This is a genomic window from Antarctobacter jejuensis (assembly GCF_052266595.1).
In the GTDB taxonomy this organism is placed as follows: domain Bacteria; phylum Pseudomonadota; class Alphaproteobacteria; order Rhodobacterales; family Rhodobacteraceae; genus Antarctobacter; species Antarctobacter jejuensis.
Genome location: NZ_JBQQXJ010000004.1, coordinates 223,803 through 246,710 on the forward strand (window position 1 = coordinate 223,803; position 22,908 = coordinate 246,710).

General features: G+C 64.0%; 29 protein-coding genes. 18 read left to right on the forward strand and 11 right to left on the reverse strand.

What is annotated here, in order from left to right; genetic code table 11:
* Nucleotides 1–62 precede the first annotated feature (62 nt).
* The gene (locus ACTXGA_RS07920) at nucleotides 63–1,586 is read left to right on the forward strand and encodes a trimethylamine methyltransferase family protein (RefSeq protein ID WP_443392608.1); all 1,524 of its coding nucleotides are present in this window, start codon (nucleotides 63–65) and stop codon (nucleotides 1,584–1,586) included.
* A gap of 16 nt (nucleotides 1,587–1,602) precedes the next feature.
* Here the strand turns inward: ACTXGA_RS07920 and urtE are convergent, their stop codons facing one another.
* From urtE to urtA, 6 genes are all read right to left on the reverse strand, one after another.
* On the reverse strand, nucleotides 1,603–2,301 hold the full coding sequence (gene urtE, locus ACTXGA_RS07925) for an urea ABC transporter ATP-binding subunit UrtE (RefSeq protein WP_443392609.1): 699 nt from the start codon (nucleotides 2,299–2,301) through the stop codon (nucleotides 1,603–1,605).
* Nucleotides 2,302–2,363: 62 nt separating this feature from the next.
* Nucleotides 2,364–3,107 (reverse strand): urea ABC transporter ATP-binding protein UrtD, encoded by a 744-nt coding sequence (gene urtD / locus ACTXGA_RS07930; protein WP_443392610.1) that lies wholly within the window; start codon nucleotides 3,105–3,107, stop codon nucleotides 2,364–2,366.
* The gene (urtC, locus tag ACTXGA_RS07935) at nucleotides 3,104–4,270 is read right to left on the reverse strand and encodes an urea ABC transporter permease subunit UrtC (protein WP_443392611.1); all 1,167 of its coding nucleotides are present in this window, start codon (nucleotides 4,268–4,270) and stop codon (nucleotides 3,104–3,106) included. Before urtC ends, urtD begins: the two co-directional genes overlap by 4 nt.
* Nucleotides 4,267–4,482, reverse strand: a complete 216-nt coding sequence (locus ACTXGA_RS07940; protein ID WP_443392612.1) for a hypothetical protein — start codon at nucleotides 4,480–4,482, stop codon at nucleotides 4,267–4,269. The genes urtC and ACTXGA_RS07940 overlap by 4 nt, the downstream gene beginning before the upstream one ends.
* A 2-nt stretch (nucleotides 4,483–4,484) precedes the next feature.
* The gene (urtB, locus tag ACTXGA_RS07945; protein WP_443392613.1) at nucleotides 4,485–6,428 is read right to left on the reverse strand and encodes an urea ABC transporter permease subunit UrtB; all 1,944 of its coding nucleotides are present in this window, start codon (nucleotides 6,426–6,428) and stop codon (nucleotides 4,485–4,487) included.
* A gap of 104 nt (nucleotides 6,429–6,532) precedes the next feature.
* Nucleotides 6,533–7,813 (reverse strand): urea ABC transporter substrate-binding protein, encoded by a 1,281-nt coding sequence (gene urtA, locus ACTXGA_RS07950; protein ID WP_443392614.1) that lies wholly within the window; start codon nucleotides 7,811–7,813, stop codon nucleotides 6,533–6,535.
* Between the two features lie 379 nt (nucleotides 7,814–8,192).
* Between urtA and ACTXGA_RS07955 the strand changes: the two genes are divergently transcribed.
* From ACTXGA_RS07955 to ureG, 12 genes are all read left to right on the forward strand, one after another.
* A complete protein-coding gene (locus ACTXGA_RS07955) occupies nucleotides 8,193–9,035 on the forward strand; it encodes an urease accessory protein UreD (RefSeq protein ID WP_443392615.1) in 843 nt (280 codons plus the stop codon).
* Nucleotides 9,036–9,039: 4 nt separating this feature from the next.
* On the forward strand, nucleotides 9,040–9,342 hold the full coding sequence (locus ACTXGA_RS07960) for an urease subunit gamma (protein WP_443392616.1): 303 nt from the start codon (nucleotides 9,040–9,042) through the stop codon (nucleotides 9,340–9,342).
* Between the two features lie 40 nt (nucleotides 9,343–9,382).
* Complete coding sequence (locus ACTXGA_RS07965; RefSeq protein ID WP_443392617.1) at nucleotides 9,383–9,541, forward strand: hypothetical protein; 159 nt, start codon at nucleotides 9,383–9,385, stop codon at nucleotides 9,539–9,541.
* Nucleotides 9,538–9,855, forward strand: a complete 318-nt coding sequence (locus ACTXGA_RS07970) for an urease subunit beta (RefSeq protein WP_443392618.1) — start codon at nucleotides 9,538–9,540, stop codon at nucleotides 9,853–9,855. The genes ACTXGA_RS07965 and ACTXGA_RS07970 overlap by 4 nt, the downstream gene beginning before the upstream one ends.
* Nucleotides 9,856–9,897: 42 nt before the next feature.
* The gene (locus ACTXGA_RS07975; RefSeq protein ID WP_443392619.1) at nucleotides 9,898–10,716 is read left to right on the forward strand and encodes a cyclase family protein; all 819 of its coding nucleotides are present in this window, start codon (nucleotides 9,898–9,900) and stop codon (nucleotides 10,714–10,716) included.
* A gap of 3 nt (nucleotides 10,717–10,719) precedes the next feature.
* Entirely contained in the window at nucleotides 10,720–11,025 is a 306-nt protein-coding gene (locus ACTXGA_RS07980; protein ID WP_443392620.1) for an antifreeze protein, read from the forward strand.
* Nucleotides 11,025–11,420, forward strand: coding sequence for a carboxymuconolactone decarboxylase family protein (locus ACTXGA_RS07985; RefSeq protein WP_443392621.1), 396 nt, complete (start codon nucleotides 11,025–11,027; stop codon nucleotides 11,418–11,420). The genes ACTXGA_RS07980 and ACTXGA_RS07985 overlap by 1 nt, the downstream gene beginning before the upstream one ends.
* A 367-nt stretch (nucleotides 11,421–11,787) precedes the next feature.
* Nucleotides 11,788–13,497: an urease subunit alpha gene (gene ureC / locus ACTXGA_RS07990; RefSeq protein WP_443392622.1), complete on the forward strand. Its 1,710-nt coding sequence runs from the start codon at nucleotides 11,788–11,790 to the stop codon at nucleotides 13,495–13,497.
* Between the two features lie 112 nt (nucleotides 13,498–13,609).
* Nucleotides 13,610–14,197, forward strand: a complete 588-nt coding sequence (locus tag ACTXGA_RS07995) for a hypothetical protein (RefSeq protein WP_443392623.1) — start codon at nucleotides 13,610–13,612, stop codon at nucleotides 14,195–14,197.
* Nucleotides 14,194–14,664 (forward strand): urease accessory protein UreE, encoded by a 471-nt coding sequence (gene ureE, locus ACTXGA_RS08000; protein WP_443392624.1) that lies wholly within the window; start codon nucleotides 14,194–14,196, stop codon nucleotides 14,662–14,664. Before ACTXGA_RS07995 ends, ureE begins: the two co-directional genes overlap by 4 nt.
* Nucleotides 14,660–15,295, forward strand: coding sequence for an urease accessory protein UreF (locus tag ACTXGA_RS08005; RefSeq protein WP_443392705.1), 636 nt, complete (start codon nucleotides 14,660–14,662; stop codon nucleotides 15,293–15,295). The genes ureE and ACTXGA_RS08005 overlap by 5 nt, the downstream gene beginning before the upstream one ends.
* A complete protein-coding gene (gene ureG, locus ACTXGA_RS08010) occupies nucleotides 15,292–15,903 on the forward strand; it encodes an urease accessory protein UreG (RefSeq protein WP_443392625.1) in 612 nt (203 codons plus the stop codon). Before ACTXGA_RS08005 ends, ureG begins: the two co-directional genes overlap by 4 nt.
* Before the next feature lie 283 nt (nucleotides 15,904–16,186).
* Here ureG and ACTXGA_RS08015 read toward each other — a convergent pair whose 3' ends face one another.
* Nucleotides 16,187–16,621, reverse strand: coding sequence for an RbsD/FucU family protein (locus tag ACTXGA_RS08015; RefSeq protein ID WP_443392626.1), 435 nt, complete (start codon nucleotides 16,619–16,621; stop codon nucleotides 16,187–16,189).
* 267 nt (nucleotides 16,622–16,888) lie between these two features.
* Between ACTXGA_RS08015 and ACTXGA_RS08020 the strand changes: the two genes are divergently transcribed.
* On the forward strand, nucleotides 16,889–17,344 hold the full coding sequence (locus ACTXGA_RS08020; RefSeq protein WP_443392627.1) for a hypothetical protein: 456 nt from the start codon (nucleotides 16,889–16,891) through the stop codon (nucleotides 17,342–17,344).
* Between the two features lie 79 nt (nucleotides 17,345–17,423).
* Nucleotides 17,424–17,810 (forward strand): acyl-CoA thioesterase, encoded by a 387-nt coding sequence (locus tag ACTXGA_RS08025; protein WP_443392628.1) that lies wholly within the window; start codon nucleotides 17,424–17,426, stop codon nucleotides 17,808–17,810.
* Nucleotides 17,811–17,843: 33 nt separating this feature from the next.
* Here the strand turns inward: ACTXGA_RS08025 and ACTXGA_RS08030 are convergent, their stop codons facing one another.
* Together ACTXGA_RS08030 and ACTXGA_RS08035 are read right to left on the reverse strand one after the other, a co-directional pair.
* Nucleotides 17,844–18,050 carry a cold-shock protein gene (locus tag ACTXGA_RS08030; RefSeq protein ID WP_443392629.1) on the reverse strand — a complete coding sequence of 69 codons (207 nt, stop codon included), beginning with the start codon at nucleotides 18,048–18,050 and terminating at the stop codon, nucleotides 17,844–17,846.
* A 276-nt stretch (nucleotides 18,051–18,326) separates the two neighbouring features.
* Nucleotides 18,327–18,797, reverse strand: a complete 471-nt coding sequence (locus ACTXGA_RS08035; RefSeq protein ID WP_443392630.1) for a hypothetical protein — start codon at nucleotides 18,795–18,797, stop codon at nucleotides 18,327–18,329.
* A 215-nt stretch (nucleotides 18,798–19,012) separates the two neighbouring features.
* Here ACTXGA_RS08035 and ACTXGA_RS08040 point away from each other — a divergent pair, with 215 nt between their 5' ends.
* The 3 genes from ACTXGA_RS08040 (at nucleotide 19,013) to ACTXGA_RS08050 (ending at nucleotide 20,972) form a co-directional block, all read left to right on the forward strand.
* Complete coding sequence (locus ACTXGA_RS08040; protein ID WP_443392631.1) at nucleotides 19,013–19,672, forward strand: hypothetical protein; 660 nt, start codon at nucleotides 19,013–19,015, stop codon at nucleotides 19,670–19,672.
* 37 nt (nucleotides 19,673–19,709) lie between these two features.
* Complete coding sequence (locus ACTXGA_RS08045) at nucleotides 19,710–20,183, forward strand: DUF2938 family protein (RefSeq protein ID WP_443392632.1); 474 nt, start codon at nucleotides 19,710–19,712, stop codon at nucleotides 20,181–20,183.
* A 366-nt stretch (nucleotides 20,184–20,549) separates the two neighbouring features.
* Nucleotides 20,550–20,972, forward strand: a complete 423-nt coding sequence (locus ACTXGA_RS08050; protein WP_443392633.1) for an REP-associated tyrosine transposase — start codon at nucleotides 20,550–20,552, stop codon at nucleotides 20,970–20,972.
* Here ACTXGA_RS08050 and ACTXGA_RS08055 read toward each other — a convergent pair.
* Both ACTXGA_RS08055 and ettA read right to left on the reverse strand, forming a co-directional pair.
* Complete coding sequence (locus tag ACTXGA_RS08055) at nucleotides 20,891–21,082, reverse strand: hypothetical protein (protein ID WP_443392709.1); 192 nt, start codon at nucleotides 21,080–21,082, stop codon at nucleotides 20,891–20,893. The genes ACTXGA_RS08050 and ACTXGA_RS08055 overlap by 82 nt on opposite strands.
* Before the next feature lie 4 nt (nucleotides 21,083–21,086).
* Nucleotides 21,087–22,742 (reverse strand): energy-dependent translational throttle protein EttA, encoded by a 1,656-nt coding sequence (gene ettA / locus ACTXGA_RS08060; protein ID WP_443392634.1) that lies wholly within the window; start codon nucleotides 22,740–22,742, stop codon nucleotides 21,087–21,089.
* Nucleotides 22,743–22,908: the final 166 nt, after the last annotated feature.

Below are 22,908 nucleotides of genomic sequence, written 5' to 3' on the forward strand. Positions count from 1 at the left end.
CGAAAGCCTTCAGCCACATTTGCCCGCTTGCCAGAACGCAGCGGGGGCCGCGTAGTGGTTTCATGACAAGCGATCAGGGCAGAAAACGGCGTCCCGGCGGGCGCGAGGCGCGGCATGCGGCGCGGGCGGTGGGGCCGTTGAATCCGGCGCCACCGGGGCAGCGCGGCGGGCGCTATGCGCCGCTGTCAGAGGCGGACATGCGCGCGATCTATAGCACGGCGAAACGGCTGTTGGCAGAGCTGGGTATGGGCGAGGTGCCGGAGCGGCTGAAGGGCGATCTGCTGCGCGCGGGGGCCGTGGAACAGGGCGCGCGGGTGCTGATCCCCGAGGCGCTGGTGGATGAGGCGGTGGGCCGCGCGCCACGTCAATTCGTGCTACATGGGCGCGACCCGGCGCGGGATATAGAGGTGGGCGGCGACCGGGTGCATTTTGGCACCGGGGGTGCGGCGGTGCAGGTGCTGGACATTGAGAGCGGGCGTTACCGGCCGTCCACCCTGCAGGACCTGCATGATTTCACGCGGCTGCAGGATGCGCTGACCAATGTCAGCTGGTTTACGCGCTGCTGTATCGCCACGGACGTCGAAGAGGTGTTCGACCTTGACGTGAACACGGCCTACGCGCTGCTGGCGGGCACGACCAAGCCGGTGGCCACGGCCTTTACGCTGGCCGAGAGCGTGGCGCCCATCGTGGCGATGATGGACATGGTGCTGGGTCATGAGGGGGCCTTTGCCAAGCGGCCCTTCGTCAAGGCGCATATCAGCCCGGTGATTTCACCCATGCGCTATGGGGCGGACGCGGTGGAGGTGGTCTATGCCTGCATCGCGCACAATATCCCGCTGTCCTGCATCACCGCCGCGCAATCGGGCGCCACGGCTCCGGCGACGCTGGCCGGGTTCCTGGCGCAGTCGCTGGCCGAGACGCTGGCCAGCCTTGTCATGGTGCATGTGATCCGGCCCGGTCATCCTATGGTGTTTTCCAACTGGCCCTTCGTGATCGACCTGCGCACCGGTGCCTTTTCCGGCGGCGGGGGTGAGGTGGCGCTGATGAACGCGGCCTCTGCGCAACTGTCGAACTGGCTGGGGCTGGTGTCGGGGGTGGCTTCGTCGATGACGGATGCCAAAGCGGTGGATGCGCAATACGGGGCGGAAAAGGCGCTGACCGCGCTGGCGGCGGGGCTGGCGGGCGGCAATCTGGTCTATGAAAGCGCAGGCATGACGGCGGCCCTGCTGGGGGCGAGTTTCGAGGGGTTTGTGCTCGACAACGAGATGCTGGGCGCGGTTTACCGCGTGCTGCGCGGGGTCGAGGTCAGCGAGGAAAGCCTTGGGTTCGACAGCATCCGCGAGGCGGTGCTGGGCGAGGGGCATTTCCTTGGCTCGGCACAGACCCATGCGGCGATGGAGCGGGATTACCTCTACCCGCGGCTGGCGGATCGGGATGCGCCGCGCACATGGGAGATGGCGGGCGCGCAGGACGCCTGGGCGCGGGCGCGGATCGAGGCGCGGCGCATATTGGACACGCACCGGCCCGATTACCTGAGCGCGGCGCAGGACCGCGCCATTCGCGCGGCCTTTCCACAGATCCGCTGATCCCGGTCTGCGGGTTCTAGACAGAGACCTTTTTCAACAGCACCTCGCGCGGGGTGTCCGCCTTTGTCGCGTTGTGGATCACGCGGCCGCGTTCGAGTGCGACGAAGTGATCGCCAAGGTCATAGGCGAAGTCGAAGAACTGTTCGACGAGGATGATCGCCATGTCGCCCTTGGAGCGCAGGTATTTGATGACCTCGCCGATCTGCTTGATGATGTTGGGCTGGATGCCCTCTGTCGGTTCGTCCAGCAGCAGGAGTTTCGGCTTGGCGATCAGCGCGCGGGCGATGGCAAGCTGCTGTTGCTGCCCGCCTGACAGATCGCCGCCGCGCCGGTTGAGGAACTGCTTGAGGATCGGGAACAGCTCGAAGGTTTCCTCCGGGATGCCCCATTCGGATTTCGGGATGCAGGCATAGCCGGTTTCGAGGTTTTCGCGCACTGTCATCAGCGGAAAGATGTCCCGCCCCTGCGGCACATAGCCAACGCCCGCGCGGGCCAGCGCATGGGCGGAGGTGTTTTTGGGCATGTCGTTGCCTTCGATGCTCATCTCACCACCAGAACGGGCGTGCGTGCCGGAGATGGCCTTGAGCAAGGAGGTCTTGCCCACGCCATTGGTGCCCATGAGGCAGGTGACGGCACCCGGTTTCGCCTGCATCGAGATGCCGTGCAGGATCTGGCTGTGGCCGTAGTGAAGGGTCAGGTCGGAGAGGCTCAGCATGGGCGTGGTGTTCCTGTCGTCCGGACATTTTTGCGTATTTTCAAAGAGAAGAAGCCCATGGGTCAGCGCCCCAGGTAGACTTCGATGACCTGCGGATCGCTGGTCACATGGTCGATGGAGCCTTCGGCGAGGACGGATCCCTCATTCAGCACCGTCACCTTGCAGTTTAGGCGGCGGACAAATTCCATGTCATGTTCGACGACGACGACGGCGCGGGTTTTCGCGGCCTCGACCAGCATTTCGGTGGTCTTTTCGCGCTCTGCCGGGGTCATCCCGGCGGCGGGTTCATCCACCAGCAGCAGGCGCGGTTCCTGCGCCAGCAACATGCCGATTTCCAGCCACTGTTTCTGTCCGTGGCTGAGTTCACCCGCCGGGCGGGTCAGTTCCTCGGTCAGGCCGATCTGGGCGGCGATTTCCTCGGTCCGACCGGCGCCCCTGGCGGTTTTCTTGTAGAACAACACGTCGAAGGGGCCGCGCGGGTTTTTCAGCGCCATGGCGAGGTTTTCGCGCACGGTCTGCGCCTCGAACACGGTGGGTTTCTGGAACTTGCGGCCGATGCCTTCGCGCGCGATGGCAGATTCTGACATGCCCAGCAGCGAGATGCCTTTGTCGCCCCAGAGGATGTGGCCCTCATCCGGCTTGGTTTTGCCGGTGATGATGTCCATGAAGGTGGTTTTGCCCGCGCCATTGGGGCCGATGATGGCACGCAATTCAGGCTCTCCGATCTGAAAGCTGAGGTTGTTGATCGCCTTGAAGCCGTCGAAGGAGACGGAGACGCCAGAGAGTTCGAGGAGGGTCTTGCTCATGCCTTTTTCCTCACGATCCGGTCGACGAGGCCGCCGAGACCCTGCGGGGCAAACAGCGTGACGGCGACGAAGGAGAGGCCCAGCAGCACCAGCCACCAGTCGGTCCATTTGATGGTATAGAAACCGAGGTTGATGTCGGGCGCGCCGCCGCCGGTGAACCAGCTGCTGAGCAGCGTGACAAAGACCGTGCCGAGCACCGCGCCGTAGAGACGCCCGCGCCCGCCGATGGCGACCCAGACCGCCAGGTAGATCGAGGCGATGGGGGCGATTTCCGCCGGGTTGATGATGCCCGCCTGCGGGTAGTAGAGCGCGCCCGCGATGCCGGCGATGATGGCGGTCAGGGTGAAGACGAAGAGCTTGTAGCTTTCCACGTGGTAGCCAAGGAAGCGCACGCGGGTTTCATCGTCGCGGATGGCGCGGATCACGCTGCCCATCTTGCCCGAGGTCACGAAGGCGAAAAGGATGTAGCCCAAGGCCAGCGCCAGTGCCGAGACCCAGAAGAAGATGATCGAGACCATGCTTTGCGGCGTGCTCTCGAATCCGGGGATGTTTTGCAGGCCCGAAAGACCGTTGTTGCCGCGCAGGCCGCTGTCGTTCTGGAACAGGTAGAGCGAGAGCGCCAGCGTCATGGCCTGTGTCAGGATCGACAGGTACACGCCGGTGACGCGGCTGCGGAAGGCCAGCCAGCCGAAGACCAGCGCCAATAGGCCGGGGACCAGAACCACCATCAGCAGTTGCAGGGGCAGCGAGTGGGCAAAGGCCCAGATCGGCGGGAATTCCGACGCGCCGACCACGCCGAAGATCTGGCTGGCGATGGCGTCCGAGATTTCCTGCGGGCTGGGCGGGATTGTCTGCGCGGCCATGCTGTCGGTCACGATGACCTCTGTGCGCGCATACATCAGCCACATGCCGACCGCATAGCCGCCGATGCCGAAAAAGGCGAAGTGGCCAAGGCTGAGGATGCCGCAATAGCCCCAGACCACGTCCATCGCGATGGCGATCAGGCAGAGGCAGAGCGTCTTGCCCAGTGTCTTGACGAAGCTGGTGGAGATCAGGCCGGTGCCGGTGGCCTCTGCCATCAGGGTGACGCCCAGCGTGAACAGGCCGAGGATGGCGAGGAACCAGAGGATCGAGGGGTTCTGGGCGAAGAAGCTGCGTTTCATGCCGGGACTCCCATGGGTGTGGTGCGGGACGGGGTGGGGGGCTCTGCCCCCTCTTGCCCTGCGGGCAATTCACCCCCGAGGTATTTTCGGCCCAAAGAAACCTTGGGGGCGGGGCAGGCGGTGGGGGCGCTGCCGCCCGGGTTGCCGGGCGGCTGTTGGGGCGCGGTTGGCAGGGGCATGTCGTTCAGGTGGCTGCAGAACAGGGTGCGCATGATCAGTCTCCTGCCGCGCGGCCCTTGAGGGCGACGATGCCCTTGGGGCGGAACTGGATGAAGAGGATGATGAAGAGGATCATGTAGGTCTGCGCCGCCAGCGTGTTGGACGGGTTGAACCATTCGATCCCCTTTTGCAGCGTGCCGATCATGAAGGCACCGGCGAGGGTGCCCCAGACGTTGCCGACGCCGCCGACAACCACGGTCATGAAGCTTTGCACGATGTAGTCCGCGCCCATTTCCGAGGTGACCTTGGCATAGAGGCCGATGGCCACACCTGCGATGCCCGCGATGCCGGAGCCGAGGCCGAAGGTCATCATCTTGATGCGGTCGGGGTTGATGCCCATCGAGGCGGCCATGCGCGGGTTTTGCGTCACGGCGCGCACCTCCAGCCCGAGGCGGGTTTTCTTGAGGATGAAGAGCAGCAGGAAGAGGAAGAGCAGAGCGAGCACGAAGATCGCGATGCGGATGTAGCTGATGGCGATCACGTCGTTGATCTGCCACGCGCCGTCCAGCCAGCCGGGAGAGGTCAGCGGGCGCGCCTGTGTGCCGAAGATGTTCTTGGCCAGCTGCTGCAGCGCGATGGAGACACCGAAGGTGGCCAGCAGGGTTTCCAGGGGGCGGTGATAGAGCCAGCGGATCACCAGCCGTTCCATCGCCACACCCGCGCCGAACGTCACGGCAAAGGCCAGCGGCAAGGCGACGATCAGCGAGAGGGTGTAGTCGGGGATGAACAGCTGCACGACATAGCCGGTATAGGCGCCCATCATGATGAATTCGCCGTGGGCCATGTTGATGACGCCCATCACGCCAAAGGTGATGGCAAGGCCGATGGCGGCGAGGAAGTAGATCGAGGCCAGCGAGATGGCGTCGAGCGCGAGGTCGGCGGCCTGGCTGGTGCCGACGCGGGCCTGCACCACCTTCTGCGTGCTTTCAGCGGCATCGGTGATGGCGGGATCGGGTTCGTCATAAGCCTCGAAGATGGTCCATGCGGCGAGAGTTTCGGCGATCACCTCAGGCGTGGCGCGGGGCGGAACGGTGCCTTCGGCGGCCAGCGCGTCGTAGGCGCGCAGCCGTGCCTCGGCGGAGGCGAGTTGCGCTACGGACTGTCCGCCAACCTTGCCGCCCGAAACATGCGCTTCGAGGGCCGGGCGCACGTCGGAAGGGTCAAGCAGGGCCGGGGCACCGGCGACCTTGGCGATCATGGCATAGGCTTCGGTCTCGGACAGGTCGGTGCCGGGGGTGAGAGTGCGTTTGACGTTGGTCCCGTCGGGAATGGTCTGGGCGATCTCCGTCTTGGTGGCGAGGATCTGCGAGAGAACGGCGCGGCCTTCGACGGAGAGATCTTCGGACAGGGCTTTGACGGCTTCGATGCGGGCCTCGGGCGTCTCTCCAAAGCGGGCGGCGAGGTAGTTCAGCAGGCGGGTCTTGCGCAATTTCAGCGCGGCGTCCGGTTCGCCCTCGATCGAGGCGGCCAGCGGCGCGATCTGGCTGGGGTCCAGGCCACGGGAGATGGCGTCGACGGCGTCGGTGCGGCGGGCGATGTCCGGGTCGGAGAGCTGAAACTGGACCAGCGCCTCGGCAATTGCGCGGCGCACGCCGCCGTTGGGTTTGATCTGTTGCAGCGCCCCGGGGGCGACGCCGGTTTCGACCGGCTCGGCGGTGGAAATGTCCAGCAGGGTGACGGTATCGCCGGTTTCCTGCACGAAGAAGAACAGGCCGTCGTCCTTGCGGGCGTAGACATTTTTGTCCTGCCAGCGTTCGAGAAATTCGGGCACCTCAGGCAGACCGGAGGCAGACAGCGCCTCTAGCACCGGGCCGACCTTGCTGCGCGAGGGCTTGGCGACCTGCGCCTGATGCTCTTGCAGAAGGGTTTGCAGATCCTGCGCAAAACCGGCTGCCGGCAGCCAAAGGAGCACAGATACCGCGAGAAGGACACGGAGCATGAAACGGCCTGTCTGTCAGAGGGAAAGGCGGCGGGGCGGCGAACCGCCCCGCGCGGTTTGTGCGGGCTTGCGGGGCGGCGTGGGGACGCCCCGCAGGGATCAGGTCAGTAGTTCGACTTGATCTGCACGCAGGTCGAGGTCTCGGTGTTGTACATGCCGCAGCCGAGGTCTTTCCAATCGGACTTCAGCACAGCCGATTCCGGCAGGAAGTCGGTCCATGCATCGCCCGGCACCGGGTCGGTCTGGCTGATGATGTCGAACTGACCGTCTGCGGTGATCTCGCCGATCAGGACCGGCTTGGTCAGGTGGTGGTTCGGCAGCATGACGGCGGTGCCACCGGTCAGGTTCGGGAATTCCTGCCCGTACATCGCGGTGCGCACGGCATCCACATCGGTGGTGCCTGCGGCGGTGACGGCGTTCACCCACATGTTGAAGCCGATGTAATGGGCTTCCATCGGGTCGTTGGTCACGCGGTCTTCGCCCATGCGGGCCTTCCAGGTTGCGATGAACTCGGCGTTGGCGTCGGTTTCGGCGGACTGGAAGTAGTTCCACGCGGCGAGGTGGCCGACGAGGTTGGAGGTGTCGAGGCCGGACAGCTCTTCTTCACCGACCGAGAAGGCCACGACGGGGATATCGTCCGCGGAAATGCCTGCTGCGGCCAGTTCCTTGTAGAAGCCGATGTTGGCGTCGCCGTTGATGGTGGAGATCACGCCGACCATCTTGCCGTCTTCACCCAGGGCGACGACGTCGGACACGATGGTGGCCCAGTCGGAGTGACCGAAGGGGGTGTAGTTGACGAAGATATCCTCTTCGGCGATGCCCTTCGACTTCAGGTAGGATTCAAGGATGTTGTTGGTGGTCCGAGGGTAGACGTAGTCGGTGCCGAGCAGCGCGAATTTCTCGACGCCCAGTTCTTCGAGGAAGTAGTCGACCGCCGGGATCGCCTGCTGGTTCGGAGCGGCGCCGGTGTAGAAGACGTTTTTCGAGGATTCTTCGCCTTCGTACTGGACCGGGTAGAACAGCAGGCCGTTCAGTTCTTCGATCACGGGCAGCACGGATTTGCGCGACACCGAGGTCCAATTGCCGAAGATCACGTCGACCTCATGTACGGTCAGCAGTTCGCGCGCCTTTTCGGCAAACAGCGGCCAGTCGGAGGCCGGGTCGACGACGACCGCTTCAAGTTCACAGCCCAGCAGGCCGCCCTTGTCGTTCTGCTGGTCGACCAGCATTTCGATGGTGTCTTTGAGCGTGGTTTCCGAGATCGCCATGGTGCCGGACAGCGAGTGCAGCACGCCGACCTTGACGGTGCAATCCTGCGCGCTTGCGCTACCGGCGACGATGGCCAGTGCGGCAGCACCGGACAGCAGTTTCGTGAAACGGTTCATTTCTGTCTCCCCGCGGGCGAGTCCTTGCGCCAAGTCCCCCGGACGCGTTAGGTCATCCCCCGCAACTATAAAGTTGCATCCCGTGTGGCGGCCCATTCGAGGTGGAATGCGCGTGGGTCGTCACACACCCTCATCCCGGTTGCGTTTGCCTCCCGGACGGGGTGCCACGAGTCATCTGGCCCAGCTTTCGTTTGGTCAATCTTGCGGCGGTGCGGGGGGCGGAGACTCCGGTTTGTGCCTGATTTTTGTGCGGTATTACTGCAAGATGATTAATTTTTGATCGGTGACGCCGGGCGCTCTTGGGGGGAATCCCGGGATTCGGTTGCAATGCGACGTTCTGGATGGCGGTATCGGGGCAAGAAATGTCGCCGGGGGAACAGTGACACTGCATTTGCGCAAAGAAGTGGCAGACGGCGCGCCGGGTGGCGTTTTATTGCCCCGTGCGCGCGGCACGCTGGAGCTGACGACCAAGGCGCGCGGCACGGTGTCCGCGATCGACCGCCTGCGCACCTCGGGCTGTTTGCGCACCCTGTTTCCCAGATGCGCCGATGCGGTCGAGGCGATTGTAATCAATACCTCCGGCGGTCTGACGGGCGGCGACAGTCTGGACCTGCGGGCGGGCGCGGGGGCCGGATCGGCCCTGACGCTGACGACGCAGGCGGCGGAGCGGGCCTATCGCGCCTCCGCCGATGTGGCGCGCGTGACGACGCAGCTGTCGGCGGGGCCGGGCAGCGCCCTGCACTGGTTGCCGCAGGAACTGATCCTGTTCGAAGGCGCGCGCCTGCACCGCCGCCTGCGGGTCGACCTGGCCGGGGACGCGCGGCTGTTGCTGGTCGAGCCGGTGATCTTTGGCCGGACGGCCATGGGCGAACGCCTGCACGATGTCACCTTTCGAGACCGGATCGAGGTCTGGCGCGAGGGCGCACCGCTGTATCTGGATGCGATGTCGCTGGAGGGGGACCTGCAGGCGCGCATGGCCCGCCGCGCGGTTGGCGGCGACGCCTGCGCCATGGTCAGTCTTGTCTTCGTCGCGCCCGAGGCGGAGGCGCACCTGGAGCCAATGCGGCGCATGTTGCCCGCGACCGGGGGCGTTTCGCTCTTGCGTCCCGACACGCTGGCGGTTCGACTGCTGGCGGAGGACGGCATGGCCTTGCGGCGCAGCCTGCTGCCGATACTTGACCGGCTCAGCCGGGACACATTGCCGATTTCGTGGAGACTCTGACACCATGCAACTGACCCCGCGCGAAAAAGACAAGCTGCTGGTCGCGATGGCCGCCGAGGTGGCGCGCAAGCGACTGGCCCGCGGCGTGAAGCTGAACCACCCCGAGGCGATTGCCCTGATCACCGACGCGGTGGTCGAGGGCGCGCGCGACGGGCGGTCGGTGGCCGACCTGATGCAGGCGGGAGCGGAGGTGATCACCCGCGAACAGTGCATGGAGGGCATCGCCGAGATGATCCACGAAGTGCAGGTCGAGGCGACCTTTCCGGACGGCACCAAGCTGGTGACGGTGCACAATCCGATCCGGTGAATTTGCGTATTTTCCAAAGAGAAGAAGACAGGGGACAGAGATGAAGACACTGATGACATTTTCCGCCGCCGTTCTGGCCACACCCGCGCTGGCACATGGGGGCGGGCACCTGCATCCGCATGGCGCGGAAAGCTGGCTGGCGCTGTTGCCGGCGGTGGCGCTGATCGCGACCGCGCTGGTGATCTGGGCCCGTCGATGATCCCCGGAGAGGTGATGCCCGCCGAGGGCACCCTGACCCTGAACGAGGGCCGCGAGGCGATCACGCTGAAGGTCGCCAATACCGGCGACCGCCCGGTGCAGGTGGGGTCGCACTATCATTTCGCAGAGGCCAACGGGGCGCTGGACTTCGACCGCGACGCTGCGCGGGGCTGTCGGCTGGATATCGCGGCCGGAACGGCGGTGCGGTTCGAGCCGGGGCAGGCGCGCGAGGTGCAGCTGATCCCGATTTCCGGCGCGCGCCGGATCTATGGTTTCAACCAAAAGGTGATGGGCGCGCTGGACGGGCCCGCCTGAGTCGGTGGAGACTGTCCGGATTATCAACCGGGAGGAAAGACCATGTGCGACATTTGCGTGATGAAGTCGGTCAAGGAACGGATGCTGTCGCGGCGTTCGTTCTTTCAGGCCAGCGCGGCGCTGGGCGCGGCTGCGGCCCTTGGGGCGGGCGCGCGACCGGCGCAGGCGGCCAGCCATGGCGGGGGCGTCATGGACATGACCCATACCTATGACGAAAGCTTTCCGACCTATTTCGGCGTGCCGGGGATTTCCTATGAAAAGGGCGCGGATTTCGCGCAGGACGGGTTCAACCTGTTCAGTCTGACGATGAACGAACACACCGGCACCCATGTGGATGCGCCTTTGCATTTCTCTGCGGACGGGCAGTCGGTGGATGAGATCCCGGTGGAAAACCTTGTCTGTCCGCTGGTCAAGATCGACATCGCTGCCCGCGCCGCCGAGGATGCCGACACGATGGTGACGCCGGACGACCTGAAGGCATGGATCGCCGCGCATGGCGATATCCCGGATGGGGCCTGTGTCGCGATGGATTCCGGCTGGGCGGCCAAGGTCACCGGGGAGGGATACCGCAACGCCGACGGGGACGGGATGATGCATTTCCCCGGCTTCCACGTCGAAGCGGCCCAGATGCTGATGGAAGAGACCGGAACGGTGGCGATCGCCGCTGACACCCTGTCGCTGGATCCAGGCAATTCGACCACCTTCGAGACCCATTACGCCTGGTTGCCGACCAACCGTTACGGGATCGAGAACCTTGCCAATCTTGGCAACGTACCTGCGGCCGGGGCGACCCTGATCGTGGGTGCTCCGAAACACGCGCGCGGCTCTGGTGGGCCTGCCCGCATATTTGCGATGGTGTAAGAAATGGCCCGGTTTTCCCCGTTCGATCTATGGATAAATATGGCGCATCTGGCCTGGATGACGGCCGAGGCGCAGGCGGTGATTTCCATGCGTCTGATGGGGATGGCCGGGTTCTGGTCGGTCAGTCCGCGTGAGAACAGCCTCATGGTGAGCGAAAAATCCGCGGCTTTTGCCAAGGCGATGAATGCAGCGTCGATGGCGGCGATGAATGGTGGCGACCCGATGGCCGCCGCCATCGCCCCGCTCCGGCGCAAGACCCGGTCCAACGTGGTGCGGCTTGCCAAGCGCGGCCCCAAGAGGAGGCCCTGATGGCGACGGTTCGGCTGTTGTCCGATGAGGAGCTGTCACCCGAGGCGCTGGCGGTGTTCGAGGACATCCGCGCGGTGCGGGGGACGGATTATGTCAACAATTTCTGGCGGGCGCTGGCGCATGATCCGGCGCTGCTGAAGGCGACGTGGGAGCGGCTGAAGGTGGTGATGGGGCCGGGGGCCTTGGATCCGCTGGTGAAGGAGATGCTCTACGTGGCGGTCTCGGCCAGCAATGGCTGTGAATACTGCGCCCATTCGCACACGGCCGCAGCCCGCGCCAAGGGAATGACGCCCGGGATGTATGGCGAGTTGCTGGCCGTGGTCGGGATGGCGAGCCAGACCAATGCGCTGGCCAGTGCCCTGCAGGTGCCGGTCGACGAGGCGTTCAAGGAATGACTTGGATGTCGCAGGACATCAGAGCCGGGCAGTCCTCGACCGCGGGTGGGGGTGAAGCCCCCGCCCATGGGGGCGGGCGGGGGCTGGCCCGCGCGCGGCCCCGGCCGGGCAGAAGCCCCCGCCCGCGCGCCAGCGGCGGAGGGTGGAAAGAAAAAAGAGTGTGGGGAGGGCCTCGGCCAGGAAGGCTGTGCTCGACATTGGATGCCCTCTGCTTTGAGACATCTAGTTCATTAGGCACAATATGATTCGCTTCCAAATACAATTTTGAATCATCGGACACATGAAAAGAGTTGATCCTCAAAAAGTCCTGTCGAAGAGCGCGGCAAATGCGGTCGCACTCGTTCAAACGCGAAGAAAAGGTTAATCCATGCCAGCCACCATCAAACGCGCCGACTATGCCGCCATGTTTGGCCCCACCACCGGGGACCGGGTGCGGCTGGCCGATACCGATCTGATCATTGAGGTGGAGAAGGACCTCACCACCTATGGCGAAGAGGTCAAGTTCGGCGGCGGCAAGGTGATCCGCGACGGCATGGGGCAGGCTCAGACGACACGGGCGGAGGGGGCCGTGGACACGGTCATCACCAATGCGCTGATCGTCGACCATTCCGGCGTTTACAAGGCGGACGTGGGCCTGAAGAACGGGCGCATTCACAAGATCGGCAAGGCAGGCAACCCGGACACGCAGCCGGGCGTGGATATCATCGTTGGCCCCGGGACCGAGGCGATTGCCGGAGAGGGCAAGATCCTGACCGCGGGCGGGTTCGACAGCCACATTCACTTCATCTGCCCGCAGCAGATCGAGGATGCCCTGCATTCGGGCCTGACCACCATGCTGGGCGGCGGCACGGGCCCGGCGCATGGCACGCTGGCCACCACCTGCACGCCGGGCCCCTGGCATATCGGGCGGATGCTGCAGGCGGCGGATGCTTTTCCGATGAACCTTGCCTTTGCAGGCAAAGGGAACGCGTCTTTGCCTGCAGGGCTGGAAGAGCAGGTTTTGGGCGGTGCTTGTAGTCTGAAACTGCACGAAGACTGGGGCACGACGCCCGGTGCCATCGACTGCTGCCTGAGCGTAGCCGACGCGATGGACGTGCAGGTGATGATCCACACAGATACGCTGAACGAAAGCGGTTTCGTGGAAAACACCGTGAAGGCCATGAAGGGCCGCACCATCCATGCCTTTCACACCGAGGGCGCGGGCGGTGGCCACGCGCCGGACATCATCAAGATCTGTGGCGAAGAGCATGTCTTGCCGTCCTCGACCAACCCGACGCGGCCTTTTACGGTCAACACGCTCGAAGAGCATCTGGACATGCTCATGGTCTGTCACCACCTCGACAAGTCGATCCCCGAGGACGTGGCCTTTGCCGAAAGCCGCATCCGGCGTGAGACCATCGCCGCCGAGGATATCCTGCACGACATGGGCGCGTTTTCGATCATCGCGTCGGACAGTCAGGCCATGGGCCGCGTGGGTGAGGTGCTGATCCGCACCTGGCAAACCGCCGACAAGATGAAGAAGCAACGCGGGCGGTTGGCCGAGGAGGTCGGCGACAACGACAATTTCCGCGTCCGCCGCTATATCGCCAAATACACCATCAATCCGGCGATTGCGCATGGTCTGTCACATGAGATCGGCAGCATCGAAGAGGGCAAGCGCGCCGACCTGGTGCTGTGGAGCCCGGCCTTTTTCGGGGTGAAGCCGGAGATGGTGCTGATCGGTGGCACCATTGTCTGTGCGCAGATGGGCGATCCCAACGCCTCTATCCCGACGCCGCAGCCGGTCTATTCGCGCCCCATGTTCGGGGCCTACGGGCGCAGCGTGGAAAACTCTGCCGTCACCTTCGTGTCGGAGGCTGCGCAGGCCGAGGGGATCGGCAAGGCGCTGGGACTGGCCAAGCAGACGGTGGCGGTGCGCAACACGCGCGGGATCGGCAAGAAGGACCTGCTGTTGAACGACGCCACGCCAGAGGTCGAGGTGAACCCGGAAACCTACGAGGTGCGCGCGAATGGCGAGTTGCTGACCTGCGAACCAGCCAGCGAACTGCCGATGGCGCAGCGCTACTTCCTCTTCTGAGCGCTGTCTCTGGTTGCTTGATCCTCAGGGCCGGGTCCCGCAAGGTGCAGGGTATAGCGGCGATGACCGTCGGCGCTGAACCCTGCCACGCCCCGATGAACGGAGAACTATCATGCGCTTCCACGTCCTTGCATCCTGCCTGTGTCTGGCCGCGCCAATGGCGATGGCATGCCCCGTGGCCGACGACATGGGCAAAGGCATCCGTTTCACCGTGGATGGCACCGACACCGAGGAATACCGTCGGCAATCCGCAGGCCTGATAGAGGTGCTGTATATCACCGCACAGGGGGACGTGACGCGCAACCTGCTGGGGCAGGGGGTCTATCTGCTGGAATACGTGGATGTCATCGACGGGACTCCGGATCTGAGCACGCGCACGACCTATGCTTTTCCGGGCAAGCCGGAGGATCTAAAGGTGCCGGAGCCGGGCGCGAGCGTCACCTATGATGTGGTGGTCAATTACGCGGGCGATCTGGACAAGGAGCAGCAGATCTACAGCTTTGGTCAGAAAAGCCTGCTCAATTTCGGCGCCTGCGAATATGAGATGATCGTGGCCGAGGTCCGCTATAGCCCGGATGAGACCGAGACGATCGACTATCTGTATTACCTGCCGGAATTCGGCTTTGCCTATTACGTCGGCAGTGACAGCGTGGACGGGGCGACCCGCTACATCTATTCCAACATCGAGGTGATCGAGTGAGCGAACTACCCGTCGCCCAGACCCTGCACCGTGCCGGGGCGTGGTCCGGTGCGCATGATACCTGCCGGCTGACCTATGACGAACGGTTCCTGCGCCGCAAGGTGCTGACGACCGTGGGCGGAGAGCGGTTCGTCGTCGATCTGGAACAGACGACCTCTCTGGACCACGGCGACGCGTTGGAGCGTGCCGACGGCCGGAAGATCGAGATCATCGCCGCCGAGGAAGAGCTGCTGGCCGTCACCGGCGATCTGCCGCGGCTGGCCTGGCACATCGGCAACCGCCACACCCCCTGCCAGATCGCCAAAGGGCGGCTGTTGATCCAGCGCGACCCGGTGATCCGCCACATGCTGGAGCATCTGGGGGCAGGTGTTTCGGAGGTGGTGGAGCCGTTCACGCCCGAAGGCGGAGCCTATGGCCACGGTCGCACGCATAGCCATGAACATGGCCACACCGCCCATGCCCATTGACGCAAACCTGCTGACGCTGACGCAATGGCTGTCCCCGGCTTATCCGGTCGGGTCCTTTGCCTATTCGCACGGGTTGGAAACGGCGGTGCGGGACGGCTGGGTCACGGATGCCGCCACGCTGGAGGCATGGCTGGCCGACGTTCTGACCGAGGGGTCGGGCAAGGCCGATGCCCTGTGGATCTGGCTGGCATGGCGGGGGGAGCACCCAGCGGAGGAGCTGGACGCATTGGCGCGGGCATGGCAGCCCGCGCGCGAACGCCTGCGAGAGGCAGAGCGGCAAGGTTCGGCATTCGCGCAGGTGACGGCAGAGGTCTGGGCGCTGGACCTGCCCGCGGTGCTGTTGCCGGTGGCACTGGGTTCGGCGGCGCGGCAGGTGGGGATGGAGCCGGAGGCGGTTGCCGCCCTCTATCTGCAGGCCTTCACCGGCAACCTTGTGTCGGCGGCGCAGCGGTTGATGCCCCTTGGGCAGACGGCGGCGCAGGGCGTTCTGGCGCGCCTGTCGCCACTATGCGCAGAGGTGGCGGCGCGGACGGGCGGGATGACGCTGGAAGAGATGTCCTCCAATACCTTCCTGTCGGATATCGCCGCGATGAAACACGAGACCTTGGAACCGAGGCTTTTCCAATCATGACCCAAATGAACGGCCCCCTTCGGATCGGCATCGGCGGACCCGTCGGTGCGGGCAAGACCACCCTGACCGCGCGTCTGGCCGAACGGCTGAAGGATGAGTTTTCCATCGGTGTGATCACCAATGACATCTACACGCAGGAGGATGCCGAAGCGCTGATGCGGATGCAGATCCTGCCCGCTGACCGGGTGATTGGGGTCGAGACCGGGGGCTGCCCGCATACGGCGATCCGCGAAGATGCGTCCATCAATCTTGCTGCCGTCGCCGAGATGCGGCAGCGGCACCCAGAGGTGCAAGTGGTGCTGATCGAATCCGGGGGGGACAACCTGTCGGCGACCTTCAGCCCGGAACTGGCGGACCTGACGGTCTACGTTATCGACGTGGCGGCAGGGGAAGAAATCCCGCGCAAGGGCGGACCGGCGATCACGCGCTCGGACCTGCTGGTGATCAACAAGACCGATCTGGCGCCTCATGTGGGCGCCTCGCTGGAGGTGATGGAGCGGGACGCCACGCGGGTCCGTGCCGGGCGGCCCTTTGTCTTTTCGGCGCTGCGGCACGGCGAAGGCGTAGAGCAGATCGTGACAGGGATCCGCGAAATCGCGGGTCTGTAGGCGCTGACCGATCGGTTGGGATGTGCCGGGCTGAAAACGGGCCGGCGATGGTAATGGCTGTTCGAAAAAGGGTCTTCAAATCAGTGGGGTGATCGGGCGGATCAGAAGGCCGCCCAATCGGTAAAGCGGTAGGTCTTGGGCTTGTTGCGGTGGCCGGGAACCGGGGTCTTGTGCTGTGCGGGGCGGGGATGGATTTGCTTGGTCATCTTGGCTCTCCTTCTCTGTCTTCCAAGATGAGGCAGGGCGCAGATTCCCGACAGTCACGAAAACCATACCAACCGGTTCACTTTGGCGGAATGACCCCCTTGGTCAGGATGATGTTTCCATAAAGCCTTGTTTCGCCGGTCTGAATCACGGCAAAACAGGTCTTGGCACGTTCGTAGAAGGCAAAGCGTTCCAACGTGGCAATCGGCGCCGGATTGTCGGCGGTCTGGTCGATAATGCCCTGAAATTCCTTGACGATTTCCGGTTTGGCCGAGGCGTCGCCAACCACCTGCATGGTATGGGCCGGGGCCGTCACGAAACTGTCCAGAGGCATCAGGGTCAGGACCGCCTTCAGCGTGTCTGTGGCGGTGATCCCATCCAGCCGATGTACCGGGCAGCCCATTGAGTAGGCGGGAAAATTCGCGTCCGCGATGACCAGTTCATCGCCATGCCCCATGGCCCGCAGGCAATGCAGGATGTCGGGTGACAGGATGGCGGGGATGTTGTGCAGCATGGTCGGGACCTCCGGTTTTCCTGACCATCAAGACCATGGAACGGGGGCCGCGCAAGGGGGGGCAAGGGTTCTGCCGTGTCCAGATCAATCCACTTGAGCGCGGCCGCTCTTTGCGACAACCCTGCGCGATAGAGATGGATCGCCTGTGGGGATTGCGGTCTGGGCCGCTTGTCCCGTGCCGCGTATGAGTCCGCGGTTGATAGAACAGAGTGATGACAAGAGGCCGGGCGCGAACCCGGCGTTGAGGGCAGCAAGAAAGGTGCGGCGATGCTGATCGGTGCGGTGCGATACGGGGTGTTGGCGGCGGGGCTTGTCCTGATCTGGATGGCCACTGTCAGCGCCCGTCTGGGCGATCCGCCGCCCCTGTCCCTGTTCAGCCCGCGGGCGACACTGGTCGTCGAAAACGCAGACGTTGTCACCTCTCCGGTGGGCAACGGCACCACGCGGACCGATCCGGTGATCACGGTGGAATGGCCGCGTGACAGCGACAGGCTGGTTGCGGTCAAGGGATTTCACGCCGTCGGTCAACGGGGCGACGCCGACCGTGCCCGCGCCGTGGTGGAGACCTATCCGCCCGGCTCAGAGATCCGGCTGCGCATCGTGGGTGGGCAACCGATGGCGAACCGGCAGGATCTGTTTGGCACGCTACACGCGGCGGTTCTGGGACTGATGGGGCTGCTGATTGCCGGGGCGGGGCTCTTTCTGAACCGGGCGCTGAAGTAGTCTCTGCTCTGGCCTCAGGCCGGATTGTGGGGCAGGCTTGAACAGGACGGCCTTGAACGGGACCAACGGGAGCATGGCAATGGACGATCACGGCCCAAGCGGCGAACTGACGCTTCAGACCATCGCGATGCCCAAGGATGCCAATGTGAATGGCGATATCTTTGGCGGCTGGGTGCTGTCCCAGATGGACATTGCCAGCGGGATCATCGCGGGGCAGCGTGCCCAAGGCCGGGTGGCGACGATCGCCGTCGATGCGATGAAATTCATCCGCCCGGTGAAGATCGGCGATGTGCTCTGCGTCTATGCCCGGATCGCGCGGATCGGCCGAACCTCGATGGGGATCGCGCTGGAGGCCTGGGTGCTGCGCGACAGGATCGGCAAACAGGAAAAGGTGACCGAGGCGGTCTTTACCTTCGTCGCCATAGACGAGGACGGAAACAAGCGGGCGGTCCCGCCCGAGGGATGAGACCGGCCAAAGGGGCCGGTCCCGGAATTCCTGTCACAGCAGTTGCAGGTCAGCAGCGGTGTCGCGGCCGTCCTTGCCGGTGCGCAGCTCGAAGCTGACTTTCTGGTTGTCCTGAAGGCCGGTCAGGCCCGAACGTTCGACAGCGGAGATATGGACGAAGATGTCCTTGCCGCCGCCATCGGGCGCGATGAAGCCGTAGCCCTTGGTGGTGTTGAACCATTTCACGGTGCCAGTGGCCATTCCGTGGGTCTCCTGTGGGGTTGCCGCACGCGGGAATGCTGCGGCCCGGCGCCGGTCAGAGCAGTATCGGTTGCTCTGTCACCGTATGGGAGACAGGTTGGCGATAGTGGTCACGTCGCGAGGCGGCGCATCGCAGATTTGCCGAGTCGGAGCAAGATGATTTGACGGCGATGCGGGGGGCTGGCGGGCCTTTGCCGGAGCTGAGGGAAATAGGCCGGGACTGTCCAGGATGGGCCGCGATGAAAGGGGGCGCCCGGGTCGGCGCCCCCTCCGAACTCAATTCCGGGTCATCTCGCCGGTGACATTGTTGGTATAGGGATCGCCCCCGGCGTCAAAGGTGCCGCCGCCGCTTGTCGTGGCCCATTTTCCGGTGCCGCCAAGGACCATCCAGTCGCCCTGTGTGCGGCCTTCGGCGCTCATGCCCTTGGCCATCCACTTGATCGCGGCCACGTCGCCGTCGCCGTCGGTGTAGTGGCACAGGCCTTCGCCCGAGACGGCGCCCTTGTCGATCAGGATCGAGCCGAAGCAGGGGCCCTTGGCGCTGGCGAAGGGATTGTTCGGGTCTTCCGTCTCGAAGCGGTCATACATCGAGGTGGCGTGGACCATGACAAGGCCCTCGCTCACGGGGACCGGCGTGGCGGTGGATTTTCCGTGTCCTGTGCCGGCGGCGTCGATGGTTTCGGAAAGGGTGGGCGTGGCAAATAGAACAAAACCCGCCGCTAGGGCGGTGAAACGGGTGAAAAACATGATTTTCTCCTCCAGAATCGGCCCCCCGAAAAAATGGGGCCTGACCTAAGGGTATCATGAAACCGGCCTGACGCGGGGTGTCCACGCGTGGACAGGTTAGGGGGAATGCAAAATCAAGGGGTTACAGGCGCGGTTTTACCCTTCGGTAACGAACGGGCTTGGAAGGCGGGGGGCCCTTTGGTAGCCTTGCCGCAGTTTCCACAGGAGTGATTTCCATGAGGTATCGTCCCCTTTTCGGCGCGATTTGCGCCCTCGTCGGCCTGACGTCGCCGGCCTCTGCCCAGGACATCGATGTTTCTGTCATCCGCGCGGCGGGGGCGATTTGCGCGGCCGGTTTCAACCTTGAGACCCAGACCCGCTTTGACACGCGCCTGAGTTCGGCCTTTTCGGTCCTGCGCGGCGGACGCGGGTCGGCGCTGAACGCCGATCAGGCGGGTATGGTGCTGGAGACGCTGACCTATGACCCGGTGGACGACGCCGAGGAAATCTACATGAAATGCGTGTCTGAAACCCTGCGGTCGATTCTTGCAGTATCAGACGCCGCCACCGCCGCCGACAGCGGGCGCGCGGTGATCGACAGCACGCTGGTCGCCGACCCGCTGGAGGTGATGCAGAGCGGCGACCGCTTTCAGATGGGCATCGGGGACAGCCGCGCGGTGGGTACGCAAACCCTGCTGTTCGCGATGCACAAGGTGGCGACCTACAGCGGCCAGAATTACGTGAGCCTCACCATGTCCGACGTGTTTGAAGCGACGACCCAGACGATAGACGTCTACCAGGCGCAGACCGCCAAGCTGAACGACAGCTGCGTGCTGAACCCCTATGCCATCGATCCGGAACAGGAACTGGCGTCGTTTCTGGTGATATGCAAATGAGGGGCCGTTGGGGCACCTTCCGTGCCGGGGATGGAACATGGGTGTGATCTGGGCTGGTGTGCTGATCGGGATCGGCGGAACCGTGGCGATGGATGTCTGGGCGTGGCTGCTGAACCGGTTGGCCGGATTGCCGGTGCCGAACTGGGGCAACGTGGGCCGCTGGGTTGGTGGGCTGTTCCGGGGCCGGGTGTTTCACGACGACATCGGCGCGGTCGCGCCGATGCGGGGCGAATACGCGATCGGGTTGGCGTTCCACTACTTCGTCGGCGTGGTCTATGGCGTGGTCTTTGCGCTGATCGTGGGACGGGCGTGGTTCGGCGATCCGGTGTTCTGGCAGGCGTGGATCTGGGGGATCGTGACGATTGCCGGGGGCTGGTTCCTGCTGCAACCGGGCATGGGGCTGGGCTGGGCGGCGTCAAAGACGCCGAATCCGTCGAAAGTGCGCGGCCTGGGTCTGGTGGCGCATACGGTGTTTGCGCTGGGGATGTGGGGGACGGCGTTGTTGGGGTGAGCGCGAAGCCGGGCGGGGGCTTGACCGGCGGGGAGGCGCAGCGACCTTTGAGGGGGCAGTTTATCCTGCTGCTTCCGTAAGAGTTCCCCTGGAAGCGGATTGGCTTGACAAAGCGCCTGCCCGGTGGGGCCGGTCAAGCGCTCGCCCGGCGGGCCTGCGGCCCTTGTTCCGGGCGGATTGGGGAGGTAGTTTCCGGTTCGTTTGCAACGTGTTAGGTGGGGAATTCTGCCGTTTTCGAAGCGCATGTAGAGGGGCGGCTTTCGCCGCCCGACGTTTAAACGAACAAGCCGATTATCGTCAGTCGTGTAGGGCGGGGTTTACCCCGCCGCTTACCCGGCATTAACCATCCTGTTCCAACATTGCGGCATGCCCAACTACCGCCGTCCAAAGATTAGCGGAGGAACTGTCTTCTTCACCGTCTGCCTGGCGCAGAGGGGCAGCGCATTGTTGGTCGACGAAATCGATATTCTGCGCGAGGCAGTTCAGGCGACGCGGGCGCGGCGACCGTTCGGAATAGATGCTTGGGTTGTTCTTCCGGATCACATGCACGCGGTGTGGACCCTGCCGGAGGAGGAGGCGTCGTATTCCCAGCGTTGGGGGATGATCAAGGCGCGGTTTTCGAAGTTTGTACGGCAGAGTGGACGTGCGCCGAGCGTGCCGGATTTCGGACCCGGCGGCGGGGTAAACCCCGCCGCACATAGACGAATTCAAGCAGGGTCGGGATACTGCTTGAACGCTTCTGCCCATTCGAGTCGTTCACGATCGCTTAGTCCGGCGATTACTGCATGATGTGTAGTTGTTTGGTGCTTGGCGACTTCAGACAAAGCAGTTCGGGCCAATTCAATCAAAGAGTTTTGGTCGAGATCGCAAACTGCAGATTTCAGTTGATCGATTTTCATCGGACTACCTCGTGAACTTCTTGTGCTTCAACCGTGTCGGCTCCAGCGCATCTGCCCCCAGACGGCGCTTCTTGTCCTCTTCGTAATCCTCGAAGTTGCCTTCGAACCATTCCACATGCGCCTCACCCTCAAACGCGAGGATGTGGGTACAGATCCGGTCGAGGAAGAAGCGGTCGTGTGAGATGACCACGGCGCAGCCGGCGAAATCGACCAGCGCGTCTTCCAAAGCGCGCAGGGTTTCCACGTCAAGGTCGTTGGTCGGTTCGTCGAGCAGGATGACGTTGCCGCCCTCTTTCAGCAGACGCGCCATGTGCACGCGGTTGCGTTCACCGCCCGAGAGCAGGCCGACCTTCTTCTGCTGGTCGCCGCCCTTGAAGTTGAAGGCCGAGCAATAGGCGCGGGAGTTCATTTCCGCATCCCCAAGCTTGATCTGTTCGGCCCCGCCGGAGATCGCCTCCCAGACGGTATCATTGGCCGAGAGGTCATCGCGCGACTGGTCGACATAGGCCAGCTTGACCGTGTCGCCGTATTCCAGCGTCCCGGCGTCGGGCGCCTCTTGGCCGGTCAGCATCCTGAACAGGGTCGATTTACCCGCGCCGTTGGGGCCGATCACGCCGACGATGCCGCCCGGCGGCAGGGAAAAGGACAGATCCTCGATCAAGAGCTTGTCGCCCATGGCCTTTTTCAGGTGCTCGACCTCGATCACCTTCTGGCCCAGACGCGGGCCGTTGGGGATGATGATCTGAGCGCGGCCGACCTTTTCTCGCTCTGACTGGTTGGCCATCTCGTTGTAGGAGTTGATCCGGGCCTTGGATTTGGCCTGACGCGCCTTGGCGCCCTGCCGCATCCATTCCAGTTCGCGTTCCAGCGTCTTCTGCTTGGCCTTGTCCTCGCGCGCCTCTTGTTCCAGCCGCTTGGCCTTTTGTTCCAGCCATGCGGAATAGTTGCCCTCGTAGGGGATGCCGCGGCCACGGTCGAGTTCGAGGATCCAGCTGGTAATGTCGTCGAGGAAATAGCGGTCGTGGGTGACGATCAGGATCGTTCCCTTGTACTCCATCAGGTGGTTCTGCAGCCAGGCGATGGTTTCCGCGTCAAGGTGGTTGGTCGGTTCGTCGAGCAGCAGCATGTCGGGCGCTTCGAGCAGCAGCTTGCACAATGCCACGCGGCGGCGTTCACCGCCCGAGAGGGTCTTGACGTCGGCGTCATCGGGGGGGCAGCGCAGCGCCTCCATCGAGACGTCGATCTGGCTGTCGAGATCCCAGAGGTTCTCGGCGTCGATCTGGTCCTGCAGCTTGGCCATCTCGTCGGCGGTCTCGTCCGAGTAGTTCATGGCCAGGTCGTTGTACTTGTCGAGGATGGCCTTTTTCCCGGCCACGCCCAGCATGACGTTTTCGCGGACGCTCAGCGACTCGTCCAGTTGTGGCTCCTGCGGGAGATAGCCGACCTTGGCGCCCTCGGCGGCCCAGGCCTCGCCGGTGAAGTCCTTGTCGATGCCCGCCATGATGCGCATGAGCGTCGACTTACCCGAGCCGTTGACGCCGACGACACCGATCTTGACCCCGGGAAGGAAGTTCAGGCGGATGTTTTCAAAGCATTTCTTGCCGCCGGGATAGGTCTTGGAGACGCCATCCATGTGGTAGACATACTGATACGAGGCCATGATCCGCTCCTGTCATGCGTGCGCGCTGTTCCGGGTGAAGTATCCCGAAGTGCGGGATGGTGCAATCGGTGCTGACGCCAGTGCGATATGGGGCCGGGGCAGGGGGCAGCGCTTGCCTCAACCGGCGGGAGCGCGTATCGGAGAAATCGCCGCGCCGCACTGGTCC